Source organism: Jatrophihabitans sp. (assembly GCF_036000465.1).
In the GTDB taxonomy this organism is placed as follows: domain Bacteria; phylum Actinomycetota; class Actinomycetes; order Mycobacteriales; family Jatrophihabitantaceae; genus Jatrophihabitans.
In genome coordinates this window covers 45655-58273 of record NZ_DASYFV010000006.1, presented here as the reverse complement: position 1 = coordinate 58273, position 12619 = coordinate 45655, and the positions used below count along the sequence as shown (strand labels likewise).

Here is a 12619-nt window from a genome sequence, read left to right as displayed (position 1 = left end):
GTCAGAACTTGAAGCCGCCCTTGACCAGGGCCGACTTGAGCGACTGCGCGAACGCGCCGCTCGTCTCGGATGCCCCGGTCACGCCGGCCACGCTCGCCGTGTCGTGGGCGGTCATGGCCTCCTCCAGCAGCGTCGGGATCGCGGAGCTGTTGTAGCCGCCCGAGTCGCCGGTCTGGACGTACACCGGCGCCGTCACGTCGCTGACGTGACCGCCGTAGACGGTGATCCGTACCTGCACCGGCTCCAGCCCCGTATCCGGGATGAAGTACTGCGCGACGTCACCGGTCCACGTGCCGTCGACCGGGCGGTAGTGCCTCGCCCGGATCGCGGCGGTGACGACCGCGACGGTGTTGGCCAGGGCGGCGCGGGCCGCCTTCTCGACCGCGGCCGCGTGCCCGGTGCGGGCGCGAGCGGCGTAGTAGGCGGTGCGGGTCTGCGAGATGCGGGTCGCGTTCTTCGAGGCCACGGCCAGCAGGTGCGCGCGCCGGGCGATGGCCTCGGCCCGCGCGTAGTACAGCGTCACCGCGTGGTCGTGGGCCAGCAGCTGACGGGCCCGGATCACCGAGGCGTTCGCGTTCACCGCCGTGGTGATCTCGACCGTCACCTCGGCCGCGGACTGCCCGTAGTCGTTGTAGACCGACTGGCCCGGGTTCGCCGCGGCGTGCGCCGGTTGGGCGGCGACGGCCGGCGCCAACGTGGCCGCCGTTCCGGCGAGCAGGGCGGTGCCGGCACGGACACGACGGCGCATGGGAACTCCTCGTCAGGGGCAGCAACCAGTCGCCTGCCCCCACACCGCACAGCCGACGTTCTCCCCTGCATCGGCTGGCCGGCGGCCGACTTGAGCCGTCGGCGTCGAATTCCTCGCGGACGCCTCAGCGCAGCGCGACCGCTTTCGGGTGGATCGGCGCCGGCAGCGCGGTGCTGCCGAGCAGGAACGCGTCGACCGCGGCAGCCGCGGCGCGTCCCTCGGCGATGGCCCACACGATGAGCGACTGCCCGCGGCCCATGTCACCAGCGACGAACACGCCGTCGACGTTGGTGGCGAAGTTCGTGTCCCGCCGCACGTTGCCGCGCTCGTCGAACTCGACGCCGAGCTCGGTGAGCAGGCCCGGCTTCTCCGGCCCGACGAAACCCATGGCCAGCAGCACGAGATCGGCGTCGAGCTCGAAGTCGGTGCCCTCGACCTTCTGGAACCGGCCGTCCTTCATCTCGACCTCGTGGGCCGACAGGCCGGTCACTCGGCCGTCGGCTCCGAGGAAGTGCGCGGTGTTGACCGCGAAGACGCGCTCGCCGCCCTCTTCGTGGGCCGAGCTGACGCGATACATGAGCGGGTAGGTCGGCCACGGCGTCGAGGCGGCCCGCGTCTCCGGCGGGCGCGGCATGATCTCGAACTGGTGGGTGCTCGCCGCCCCCTGGCGCAGGGCGGTGCCGAGGCAGTCGGCGCCGGTGTCGCCGCCGCCGATGATGACGACCTTCTTGCCCTCGGCCGTGATCGGCGGGGCTTCGAGGTCGCCCTCCTGCACGCGGTTCGACCACGGCAGGTACTCCATGGCCTGGTGGATGCCGGCCAGTTCGCGGCCGGGGATCGGCAGGTCGCGGGCCGCGGTGGCGCCGCCGGCGAGCACGATCGCGTCGAACCCGGCCCTCAGCTCCTCGACGGTGACATCGACACCGACGTTCACGCCCGGACGGAACAGCGTGCCCTCGGCCTCCATCTGCTCGAGGCGGCGGGCGATGTGGCGCTTCTCCATCTTGAACTCGGGGATGCCGTAGCGGAGCAGTCCGCCGATGCGGTCCTCGCGCTCGAAGACGGTGACGGCGTGGCCGGCCCGGGTCAGCTGCTGGGCGGCGGCGAGGCCGGCCGGGCCCGAGCCGACGACGGCGACCTTGTAGCCGGTCTGCATCTCCGGACGCTGGGCGTCGACCCAGCCCTCGTCGAACGCGCGGTCGATGATCTCGACCTCGACCTGCTTGATGGTGACCGGGTCCTGGCTGATGCCGAGGACGCACGCCGCCTCGCACGGCGCCGGGCAGAGGCGCCCGGTGAACTCGGGGAAGTTGTTGGTGGCGTGCAGCCGCTCGATGGCCTTGCGCCAGTCGTCGGCGTAGACCAGGTGGTTCCACTCCGGGATCAGGTTGCCGAGCGGGCAACCCCCGTGACAGAACGCGATTCCGCAGTCCATGCAGCGGCTGGCCTGCTCGGCCAGGGTCTCCCTCGGCAGGTCCTCGTAGACCTCGTGCCAGTCCTGGATGCGGACCTCGACCGGTCGGCGCTGCGGCGTCACACGCTGCCGGTGCTTGAGGAATCCGTTCGGGTCACCCACGAGTTGCCGCTCCATTCGCTGTACACGCATTTCCGTACGGGCGAACGGCACCGGTCGCCACGGAGCATGGTAACCGGGCGGCCGGCGTGGGACGATTCACGCGCCATGAGCACCGACATCTGGCCGACCGTCCACGCTGAGCGCAAGGCCCTCGCCGACGACCTCGCCGACCTGACCGGCGAGCAGTGGGCGACGCCGACCGCGTGTCCGGAGTGGAACGTGCACGGTGTCCTGGCCCACCTGCTGTCGGCGGCGAAGATGACACCGCCCAAGTTCTTCGGGAAGTTCGTGGCCGCCGGCTTCGATTTCGACCGGTACGTCGGCAAGGAGGTCGAGCGGGAGAGTGCCGGCGGACCGGCCGCCACCCTCACCGCCTTCCGGGCTGCGGCCGACCGCACCTCGGCGCCGCCGGGTCCGAAGGACACCTGGCTCGGCGAGGTGCTGGTCCACTCCGAGGACATCCGGCGGGCGTTGGGAATCTCACACGCCTACCCGCTCGACCAGGTCGCCCGCACGATCGCTTTCTACGCCGGCAGCCAGCCCGTCATCGGCGGCCGCGACCGCGTCGCCGGGCTGACCCTCGAGGCCACCGACACCGACTTCGCGGTGGGCTCCGGCCCCCGGGTCGAAGGCCCGGCGGTCGCACTCATGCTCGCCGCGACGGGACGCAAGGGCGCCCTCGACGAGCTCGCCGGGCCCGGCGTCGAGATCCTGCGGCGTCGCTGAGCCACCAAGGTCGATTTCACCCGGCGGTAACCCCGGTCGGGCAACCTGCCGTTCATGCTCGTCCTCCCGCTGCCGAATTCATTGGCGTGAGCCCCCGCCGACCCGCTGCGCTCCGATCGTGGCGCCGCTACCTCAACGCGCTGACCGCGCTGGGCGTCTCGCTGCTCGCCGGCGCCGGTCTGCTGTTCGTGCTGTCCGCCTCCATGACCTCGTCCGCGCCGGCGAAGGCCCCCGGCGCGCACCCGGCCGCCCCCGTGAGCACCACCCTCACCGCGCTGAACAACGCCCTGCACGGCGGCGCGATCCGCGCGGCCACCCTCGACGAGGCGGCGCAGACCATCTCCTTCACGACGGCGAGCGGCGCGCGCATCGTGCAGGTACCGGCCGTGTACCTGCACGACGCCGTCACCCAGTTCCTCACCGCCGACGTGCCACTGACCGTCGTCCACTCCGTCACCAGCCCGGCCGCGACGTCGTCCGCGCGCCCCGGAGTGCTGAACCCCGGCGGCGCGCAGGCGGCCGGCCAGGGCGGCGGCAACGCCACCGCCGGCCTGCAGGCGCTGGCCTTCCTGCTGGCCCTGGCCGGCGCCCCGGTGCTCGTCGCCGGGGTGCGCCGGGGCCGGCGCGACGCCCGCCCGGCCCTGGCGACCCCGAACGCCGAGCCGGCCGGCGAGCCGGGCGAAACGGTCACGGGCGGCCCGCGGCGCAAGAAGGCCGCGGCCGGGCCCGGAGCCGGCGACAACGCGCACCTGACCGTCGAGGTCGAGCGGCCGGACACCCGCTTCAGCGATGTCGCGGGCTGCGCCGAGGCGGTCTTCGACCTCACCGAACTCGTGCTGTTCCTGCAGGATCCCGACCGCTTCACCCGGCTCGGCGCGACCCAGCCGAAGGGGGCCCTGCTGTGCGGGCCGCCCGGCACCGGCAAGACGCTGCTCGCCCGCGCGGTGGCCGGCGAGTCCGGCGTGCCGTTCTACGCGGTCGCCGGCAGCGACTTCGTCGAGAAGTACGTGGGCGTCGGCCCGCAGCGCGTGCGCGCGCTGTTCGAGGCCGCCCGCAAGCAGGAGAAGGCGATCATCTTCATCGACGAGATCGACGCCATCGGCGTGCGCCGCTCGGGCGGCGACAACCGCGACCCGGAGACCGAGAAGACCCTGCTCGCGCTGCTCAAGGAGATGGACGGCTTCGACCGGTCCAGCTCGGTCATCATCATCGCGGCGACGAACCGGCCCGACATCCTCGACCCCGCGCTGGTGCGGCCCGGTCGCCTCGACCGCCGCGTCGAGGTGCCGAACCCCGACGCCCGCGGCCGACGCGAGATCCTCGACGTGCACGTGGCCGGCAAGCCGATGGCCGGTGACGTCGACCTCGACGCCCTCGCCCTGCGTACCCCCGGCTTCTCCGGCGCGCAGCTCGCGGCGCTCGTGAACGAGGCCTGCCTCGACGCCGTGCGCCGGGACGAGGACGAGATCAGCCAGGACGCTCTCGACCACGCCGTCGCCACCATCGCGATGGGCCGGGCGCGCACGTCGGCCGTCGTGACCGACCACGACGCCCGCGTCACCGCCTGGCACGAGGCGGGCCACGCGCTGTCGGCCTACCTGCAGCCCGAGGCCGACGACCCGGTGCAGGTGACGATCGTGCCGCGCGGCCCGGCCGGCGGCGTCACCTGGATGTCCGGCTCGGACGACATCTTCCTGACCCGGCTCAAGGCCCATGCCCAGCTGGTCACCGCGCTGTCCGGCCGCGTCGGCGAGGAGTTGCTGCTCGACGGCGAGTACACGCAGGGCGCCTCGGGCGATCTGCAGTCGGCCACCGAGCTCGCGACGCGGATGGCCACCCAGTACGGCATGACCCGCCTCGGCTACCAGGTGCGCGACAGCCGCGGAGACGACATCAACGGCGTCGTCGAGGAACTGTTGGCCGAGGCCTACGAGACCGCCACCGGCCTGCTCACCCGGCACCGCCGGCTGCTCGAGGCGATGGCCCGCGAGCTGCTGGCGCGCAAGACGATCACGCTCGCCGACATCGACGCGCTGGCGATCGAGCACGGCGTACCGCGGCGGGCCACGCTCCCCCGCCCGTCGCTGCCGCTGCGGCCGAGGTCGCTCGTCGCCGCGGCCATCACCGCCGAGCCGCGGCCGACCGCGGCCCCGCGTCGCGGTGTGCTCGGCCGGCGCCGGCCCGAGCTCGTGGCCGCCGCCGCGCTGCTGCTCAGCCGGCGTCCGCGCCGCGACACTCCCGAGCGTCCGGCCGCGACCGCCTGACGGTCAGGCCTGGATGCGGGGGAACGGCGCCTCGGCCTCGATGAGGAACGCGGTCTCGAGCAGCGTCCGCTCGTCGCCGTACGCGGCCGACAGCTGGACCCCGATCGGCAGGCCGTCGTCGGTGAGCCCCATCGGCAGCGAGATGCCCGGCGTCCCGGCGATGTTGTTGAACGGCGTGAACGCGACGTAGCGCTGCAGCCGGTCGATGAGCTGGTCGAACGGCACCCGCGGGCTGAGGTGGCCCAGCGGCGGCGTGGTGTGCGCGAGCACGGGCGAGAGCACCAGCTCGTGGCGCCCGAACATCCGCGCGTAGCGGGAACGGATCCCGCGCAGGCGGTGGATCGCGCCCGGGGTGCGCAGCAGGTTACGCCGGTGGTGGCGGCGCAGGCCTGCACTCAGGCCGTCGAGCTTCGCGGTGTCGAACGACCGGTCGAGCATGAGCTTGCCGGTGTCGGCGGCGAGCTCGGCCAGCAGCGCCCAGTACTGCAGGAAGTCGGTGGCGAACTGCTCGCCGACCGGCAGCTCGATCGGCTCCACGACGTGCCCGGCCTTCTCGAGCAGGGCCGCGGTCCGCTCGACGGCGGTGCGGGTGGCCGCGTCGATCTCGGTGGCGTTGACCGACTCGAGCACGAGCCCGATCCGCAGCCGGCGCGCGGCCGGGCCCTCGATGACGCCGACCGGCGGCAGCGCCGGGTTGCGCCAGTGGTCCTCGGCCGCGGCGAGGAAGGCCGCGGTGTCGCGGACGCTCCGGGTGACGACCCCCTCGGAGATCATGTTCACCGGCAGGTGGGCGGCCTGCTCGCCGTCGATGTGGCGCCCCCGGCTGGGCTTGAGGCCGACGAGCCCGGCGCAGGCGGCCGGGATGCGGATCGACCCGCCACCGTCGTTCGCATGCGCGATCGGCACCACGCCGGCCGCCACGAGCGCGGCCGAACCGCCCGACGAGGCCCCGACCGAGTAGCCCGGGTTCCACGGGTTGCGGGTCGGCTCGCCGGTCATGAACTCGGTGCTGGCGTTGAAGCCGAACTCGGGCAGCCGGCTCTTGCCGAGCACGGTGAGCCCGGTACTGAGGTACTGCGTGGCGTAGGCGCCGTCGGTTCTGCGGGGCGACGCGGTGAACGCCTCGCTGCCGTGCGTCGTCGGCATTCCGGCGAGGTCGGTGTTGTCCTTCACGAACGTGGGGACGCCGGCGAGGGCACCGCCCGGGTTGAAGCGGGGCGCGTCGTAGGCCTCGAAGGCGACGGCGTTGAGCTCGCGGACGGCACCGGCCCGGGCGATCGCGGCGTCGGCGAGCTCCTGGGCGCTCACCTCCCCCGAGCGAACCAGGGCGGCGAGCGCGACGGCGTCGTGCTCGCCCAGGGCGTCGTCGGTGAAGGCGTGGATCCGAGAGGTCATGCCGACATCCTTACCGACGGGTAAGTTCCCGTCGAGCCGGAGGCGTCACACGAACGAGCGGGCCTCGGCGAGCACCTGGTCGAACCGCCCGAGCGGGATCGAGAGGTGGCCCTCCCCCGGCAGCAGGTGGGCGCGCACGTCGGGCAGCCGCTCGACCTGGTACGAGCCGTGGCTGTAGGGAACCATGCGGTCCTGGTCGCCCTGCCAGACGCCGACCGGCACCCTCACCGCGGCCAGGTCGAAGCCCCAGGGCCGCGCGAACGCGAGGTCGTCGTCGATCCAGCCGTCGGCACCGACCCGCAACCCGTCGCGGAACGACTCGGCCAGCGCCTCGGCGAACTCGCCGGTCAGCACCCGGCGGTCGGCCTCGTCGATCAGGCCGCCGAGCGAGGCGGCGACGTCGGGCCCGGTGATCGCCACCAGGCCCTCGCGCTCGGGTTCGAGGTAGGCCCGAACCGCAGCCTCCCCCTCGACCGCCGCGCCGAACTCCGCGTGGTTCTCCGGCCCCATGCCGTCGAACCAGTCGAACCCGGCCGCGTCGGCGCCGTCGAAGGGGGCCACCCCGGCCAGCGTGATCACGCCGGCGCAGCGCGGGGCCAGCAGCGCGCCGCAGGCGAGGGCGTGCGGGCCGCCCCCGGACCACCCCACCGCGACGAAGCGCTCCACGCCGAGCTGGTCGAGGACGGCCGCGACGTAGTCGCAGTTGTCGGCGACCGAGCGTCCGGGCCGCCGGGTCGAGCCGCCGTAGCCGGCGCGGCTCGTCGCGATCCAGCGGAAACCGGCGTCGACCGCCGCGGCGACCATCGGTTCGTAGCGCCAGTACGCGCCGGGCGTGCCGTGGTGGAAGACGATCGCGACGTCGCCGTCGCCCCGGTCGAGCAGGTCGAGGGTGCGGCCGTCGGGCAGCGTAATTGACATGATCCGGACGCTACCGCGCTCTACCCTCTCGGCCATGGGTGATGAGGGGTCGAGCGCGCTGGTCGTCGAGGTTCCCGAGGCCGAGGCGGTGGTGTCCGAGCACCGCGCCGGCCTCGATGCGAGTGCCTCGCTCGGCGTGCCCGCACACGTCACCGTGCTGTACCCGTTCGTGGCGGTGACGCGGCTCGACGACGACCTCCTCGCCACGCTGCGCGGGCTGTTCGCCCGGTGCGCGTCCTTCGACTACCGCTTCTCGGCCACCGCGTGGTTCGACGAGGCGGTGCTGTTCCTGGCGCCGGACGATCCGGCCCCGTTCAGTGCGCTCATCGACGTCGCCGCCACGGCCTTCCCGGAGCACCCGCCGTACGGTGGCGAGTTCGACGAGGTCGTGCCCCACCTGACCATCGGCGACCGTGCCGACCTCGCCCGGCTGCGCGCCGCCGAGGCCGCGGTGCGGCCGCGGCTGCCCGTCACCGGGGTCGCGACCGCGGTGACCCTGCTGCACCAGGAGGCGGCGGGGCGGCGGTGGGAACGGCATACCCGATTCGCGCTCGCCGACGGTCAAACTACTTGACCGATGTGGTCGTCTGGGCGGGTGATCGAATCGGCCCGAGGCCTCAATGACGCTGCCCTGACCGCCATCGCCGACCTGGAGCGGCGCGTCGTCGCCGCCGACGGCGGGCGGCTGAAACTCGAGTGGGGCACGCTGCGCTCGCGGCGTCCCGACGAGGTGAACGACCTGCTCTGGTGGGACGGCGACCGCCTGCTCGGCTTCCTCGGCCTCTACGCCTTCGGCGGGCCGCCCAACGTCGAGTTCGGCGGCATGGTCGATCCGGATTCGCGCAGACAGGGCATCGGTACCGCGCTGCTCGACGAGGCGATGTCGCTCGTCCGGTCCCGCGGGTTCACCAACCGGCTGCTCGTCGCGCCGGCGACGACGCCGGCCAGCGCCGCCTTCGCCCGTGCGCGGGGCGGCGTGCTCGACCACTCGGAGCACGCGATGGTGCAGCGTGAACCGGTCGACGGCGACGACGACCCGCGCGTCACCAGCCGTCTGCTCGAGGTCGACGACCTCGACTTCCTGCGCCACGCGCTCAAGGCTGGTTTCGGCTTCGACGTCCCCGACCTCGGCAACCGCATCAGCTCCGACGACGCGAACACGGTGATCATCGAGTTCGAGGGCGAGCGGGTCGGCACCGTCCGGGTCAGCCTCGAGGGCGATGTCGGCGGCGTGTACGGCTTCGTCGTCGTCCCCGAGTGGCAGGGGCAGGGCATCGGCCGTACGGTGCTGCGCCGCATGTGCCGGCAACTGCGGGCCGACGGTGCGCGCGAGGTTCGGCTCGAGGTCGCGGTCGACAACCCGAACGCGCTGCGCCTCTACACGTCACAGGGCTTCGCTCAGGACGCCGCCGAGGACTACTACCGGCTCTGAGGGGGGCGGAAGGTCCCGTCCGATCCGGGACGTCCCACACCTGTCGACGGGCCGATCACCGGGCCATGATCGATCGGTGACCTTCGACCCGCCCCTGACCGAGGACCAGCTCACCGCCATCGACGCCTACTGGCGCGCGGCCAACTACCTCTCCGTCGGCCAGATCTACCTGCTCGACAACCCGCTGCTGACCGAGCCGTTACGCGCCGAGCACGTCAAGCCGCGACTGCTCGGCCACTGGGGCACCACCCCCGGGCTGAACCTGCTGTACGTGCACCTGAACCGGCTGATCCGCGAGCGCGACCTCGACACGATCTTCGTCACCGGCCCGGGCCACGGCGGCCCTGGGCTCGTGGCCAACGCCTACCTCGAGGGCACCTACAGCGAGGTATACTCCTCGGTCGGCGAGGGCACCGAGGGCCTGCGCGCCCTGTTCCGCCAGTTCTCCTTCCCCGGCGGCATCCCGAGCCACGTCGCGCCCGAGACGCCGGGCTCGATCCACGAGGGCGGCGAGCTGGGCTACGCGCTCGTGCACGCGTTCGGCGCCGCCTTCGACAACCCCGACCTGCTCGTCGCCTGCGTCGTCGGCGACGGCGAGGCCGAGACCGGCCCGCTCGCCGCGAGCTGGCACTCGAACAAGTTCCTGAACCCGGTGACCGACGGTGCGGTGCTGCCGATCCTGCACCTCAACGGCTACAAGATCGCGAACCCGACCGTGCTCGCCCGCATCGGCGAGGACGAGCTCGCCGAGCTGATGCGCGGCTACGGCTACCACCCGTACTTCGTGGCCGGCGACGACCCGGCCGACGTCCACCAGCAGCTCGCGTCGACACTCGACACGGTGGCCGACGAGATCGCCGCGATCCAGCGGGCCGCCCGCGACGAGGGTGTCACCGACCGGCCGCGGTGGCCGATGATCGTGCTGCGCACGCCCAAGGGCTGGACCGGCCCGGCGCAGGTCGACGGGGTGCAGGTCGAAGGCACGTTCCGGGCCCACCAGGTGCCGCTCGCCGCCACCCGCACCGACGAATCGCACCGGGCGATGCTCGAGCAGTGGCTGCGCTCCTACCGGCCCGCGGAGCTCTTCACCGCCGACGGCCGGTTGCGGCCCGAGCTGCGCGCGCTGGCGCCCGCGGGGCCCAAGCGCATGAGCGCGAGCCCGCACGCGAACGGCGGCACGCTGCTGCAGGATCTCGTGCTCCCCGACTTCCGCAGCTACGCCGTCGACGTCCCGACCCCGGGGAAGGGGTTGAGCGAGGCGACCCGCGTGCTCGGCGAGTTCACCCGTGACGTCATCGCGGCCAACCCGACCAACTTCCGCCTCATGGGCCCGGACGAGACCGCCTCCAACCGGCTCGGCGCGGTCTTCGAGACGACCGACCGGGCGTGGGACGCCGAGACGGTGCCGGGCGACGACCACCTCGCGCCCGACGGCCGGGTGATGGAGGTGCTGTCCGAGCACCTGTGCCAGGGCTGGCTCGAGGGGTACCTGCTGACCGGCCGGCACGGGATGTTCACCTGCTACGAGGCGTTCATCCACATCGTCGACTCGATGTTCAACCAGCACGCGAAATGGCTGAAGGTCACCCGCGGCATCCCGTGGCGGCGTCCGATCGCGTCGCTGAACTACCTGCTGTCGTCGCACGTGTGGCGCCAGGACCACAACGGCTTCTCCCACCAGGACCCGGGCTTCATCGACCATGTCGTCAACAAGAAGGCCGAGATCGTGCGGGTCTACCTGCCGCCGGACACGAACACGTTGCTGTCGGTGGCCGACCACTGCCTGCGCAGCCGGCACTACGTGAACGTGATCGTGGCCGGCAAGCAGCCCGCCCTCACCTACCTGACGATGGACGAGGCGATCGCGCACTGCACCCGTGGCCTGGGCATCTGGGACTGGGCCGGCAACACCGAGGGTGAGCCGGACGTCGTGCTGGGCTGCGCCGGGGACATCCCGACGCTCGAGGCCCTGGCGGCGGCGCAGATCCTGCGCGAGCGGCTGCCCGACCTGAAGGTCAGAATGGTCAACGTGGTTGACATCATGCGGCTGCAGCCCGACACCGAGCACCCCCACGGCCTGCCCGACCGCGATTTCGACACGCTGTTCACCGCCGACAAGCCGGTGATCTTCGCCTATCACGGCTACCCCTGGCTGATCCACCGGCTGACCTACCGGCGCGCCAACCACCACAACATCCACGTCCGCGGTTACAAGGAGGAGGGCACCACCACGACCCCGTTCGACATGGTGATGCTCAACGACCTCGACCGCTTCCACCTGGTGATGGACGTGATCGACCGCGTTCCCGGGTTGGGCAGCCGCGCCGCGTCGCTGCGGCAGGAGATGGCCGACGCCCGGTTGGCCGCGCGGGCCTACACGCGCGAGCACGGTGAGGACGACCCGGCCATCGCCGACTGGACCTGGTCGGCCGGGCCGGCCTGACCGATGCTGATCCTGATCGTGAACGCCGGGTCGTCCAGCCTGAAACTGCGGCTGCTGGACGACGCCGACGAGGTCGTCCATCGCACCGACCTGCCCGCGAACGCGGGCGGCTTCGACGTGTCGGCGCTGCACGACGCCATCGCCGACTGGCCCCGGCCCGACGTCGTCAGTCACCGGGTCGTGCACGGCGGGGAGCGGTTCCGCTCGGCCGTGCGCATCGACGCCGAGGTGGAACAGGCGCTGCGCGACCTCACCGACCTCGCGCCACTGCACCAGCCGAAGTCGCTCGCCGGGTTCGACGTGGTCTCGGCCGCGCTGCCCGACATCGCGGCGGTGGCCTGCTTCGACACCGCTTTCCACGCAACGCTGTCCCCCGCCGCGTACACCTACGCCGTGCCGGCGGAGTGGCGCGAGAAGCACGGCGTGCGCCGGTACGGGTTCCACGGGCTGTCGCACGGCTACGCCGCCCGGCACGGCGCCGGGCTGGCCGGGCTGGACGTCTCGACCGCCCGCATCGTCACCGCCCACCTCGGCGCCGGGGCGTCACTGACCGCGGTCGTCGGGGGGCAGAGCGTCGACACCACGATGGGGTTCACCCCGCTCGAGGGGCTGGTCATGGCCACGCGTTCCGGCAGCGTCGATCCCGGTCTGGTGCTGTGGCTCGAGGAGCACGAGAACCTGTCGCCGCACGAGGTCGCGGTCGGTCTCGAGGAGAAGTCCGGCGTGCTCGGGCTGACCGGCACGGCCGATCTGCGCGAGGTCGAGGAGCGGGCCGCCGCCGGTGACGCCGACGCGCAGCTGGCGGTGGAGATCTACGTGCACCACCTGATCGCCGGCATCGCGGCGATGGCGGCGTCGGCCGACGGCATCGACCTGCTCGTCTTCACCGGTGGCGTCGGGGAGCACTCCGTCGGCATCCGGCGCGCGGTCGCCGAGCGGCTGGCCTGGTTGGGCCTGGCCGTGGACGACGCGGCGAACGCGGGCGTCGACGGCGACGCCGACATCAGCGCAGCCGGCGCGAGCGTCCGCTGCGTGGTCGTCGAGGCGCGCGAGGACATCGCGATGGCCGACCAGACGCGCCGCCTTGTCCGAGGCGGGCCGGAGTAGCAGGCTGTCG

The 12619-nt window shown here is 72.8% G+C and carries 10 protein-coding genes; 6 read left to right on the top strand and 4 right to left on the bottom strand.

All coding sequences use genetic code 11. From position 1 onward, the window contains the following. Position 1: 1 nt before the first annotated feature. The gene (locus VGN18_RS01570) at positions 2–748 is read right to left on the bottom strand and encodes a hypothetical protein (protein WP_327537866.1); all 747 of its coding nucleotides are present in this window, start codon (positions 746–748) and stop codon (positions 2–4) included. A 124-nt stretch (positions 749–872) separates the two neighbouring features. After that, positions 873–2324: a glutamate synthase subunit beta gene (locus VGN18_RS01565; protein ID WP_327537865.1), complete on the bottom strand. Its 1452-nt coding sequence runs from the start codon at positions 2322–2324 to the stop codon at positions 873–875. A 105-nt stretch (positions 2325–2429) separates the two neighbouring features. Here VGN18_RS01565 and VGN18_RS01560 point away from each other — a divergent pair, with 105 nt between their 5' ends. Then, positions 2430–3050, top strand: coding sequence for a maleylpyruvate isomerase family mycothiol-dependent enzyme (locus VGN18_RS01560; RefSeq protein ID WP_327537864.1), 621 nt, complete (start codon positions 2430–2432; stop codon positions 3048–3050). Between the two features lie 86 nt (positions 3051–3136). Next, positions 3137–5314: an ATP-dependent metallopeptidase FtsH/Yme1/Tma family protein gene (locus VGN18_RS01555; protein ID WP_327537863.1), complete on the top strand. Its 2178-nt coding sequence runs from the start codon at positions 3137–3139 to the stop codon at positions 5312–5314. A gap of 3 nt (positions 5315–5317) precedes the next feature. Here VGN18_RS01555 and VGN18_RS01550 read toward each other — a convergent pair whose 3' ends face one another. Continuing rightward, positions 5318–6709, bottom strand: coding sequence for an amidase (locus tag VGN18_RS01550; protein ID WP_327537862.1), 1392 nt, complete (start codon positions 6707–6709; stop codon positions 5318–5320). Positions 6710–6754: 45 nt separating this feature from the next. Continuing rightward, entirely contained in the window at positions 6755–7627 is an 873-nt protein-coding gene (locus tag VGN18_RS01545) for an alpha/beta hydrolase (RefSeq protein WP_327537861.1), read from the bottom strand. Between the two features lie 34 nt (positions 7628–7661). On the opposite strand from VGN18_RS01545, the gene VGN18_RS01540 reads away from it, so the two are divergent. The 4 genes from VGN18_RS01540 to VGN18_RS01525 all read left to right on the top strand — a co-directional run bounded on the left by VGN18_RS01540 (position 7662) and on the right by VGN18_RS01525 (position 12609). Next, complete coding sequence (locus VGN18_RS01540; protein WP_327537860.1) at positions 7662–8201, top strand: 2'-5' RNA ligase family protein; 540 nt, start codon at positions 7662–7664, stop codon at positions 8199–8201. A 21-nt stretch (positions 8202–8222) separates the two neighbouring features. Further along, complete coding sequence (locus VGN18_RS01535; RefSeq protein WP_327537859.1) at positions 8223–9059, top strand: GNAT family N-acetyltransferase; 837 nt, start codon at positions 8223–8225, stop codon at positions 9057–9059. Between the two features lie 76 nt (positions 9060–9135). Beyond that, positions 9136–11502 (top strand): phosphoketolase family protein, encoded by a 2367-nt coding sequence (locus VGN18_RS01530; RefSeq protein ID WP_327537858.1) that lies wholly within the window; start codon positions 9136–9138, stop codon positions 11500–11502. A gap of 3 nt (positions 11503–11505) precedes the next feature. Then, positions 11506–12609, top strand: a complete 1104-nt coding sequence (locus VGN18_RS01525) for an acetate/propionate family kinase (RefSeq protein ID WP_327537857.1) — start codon at positions 11506–11508, stop codon at positions 12607–12609. Positions 12610–12619: the final 10 nt, after the last annotated feature.

Coding starts and splice junctions, on each gene's coding strand:
- VGN18_RS01570 (WP_327537866.1), bottom strand. CDS start 748: ATGCGCCGTCGTGTCCGTGCCGGCACCGCCCTGCTCGCCGGAACGGCG.
- VGN18_RS01560 (WP_327537864.1), top strand. CDS start 2,430: ATGAGCACCGACATCTGGCCGACCGTCCACGCTGAGCGCAAGGCCCTC.
- VGN18_RS01550 (WP_327537862.1), bottom strand. CDS start 6,709: ATGACCTCTCGGATCCACGCCTTCACCGACGACGCCCTGGGCGAGCAC.
- VGN18_RS01545 (WP_327537861.1), bottom strand. CDS start 7,627: ATGTCAATTACGCTGCCCGACGGCCGCACCCTCGACCTGCTCGACCGG.
- VGN18_RS01540 (WP_327537860.1), top strand. CDS start 7,662: ATGGGTGATGAGGGGTCGAGCGCGCTGGTCGTCGAGGTTCCCGAGGCC.
- VGN18_RS01525 (WP_327537857.1), top strand. CDS start 11,506: ATGCTGATCCTGATCGTGAACGCCGGGTCGTCCAGCCTGAAACTGCGG.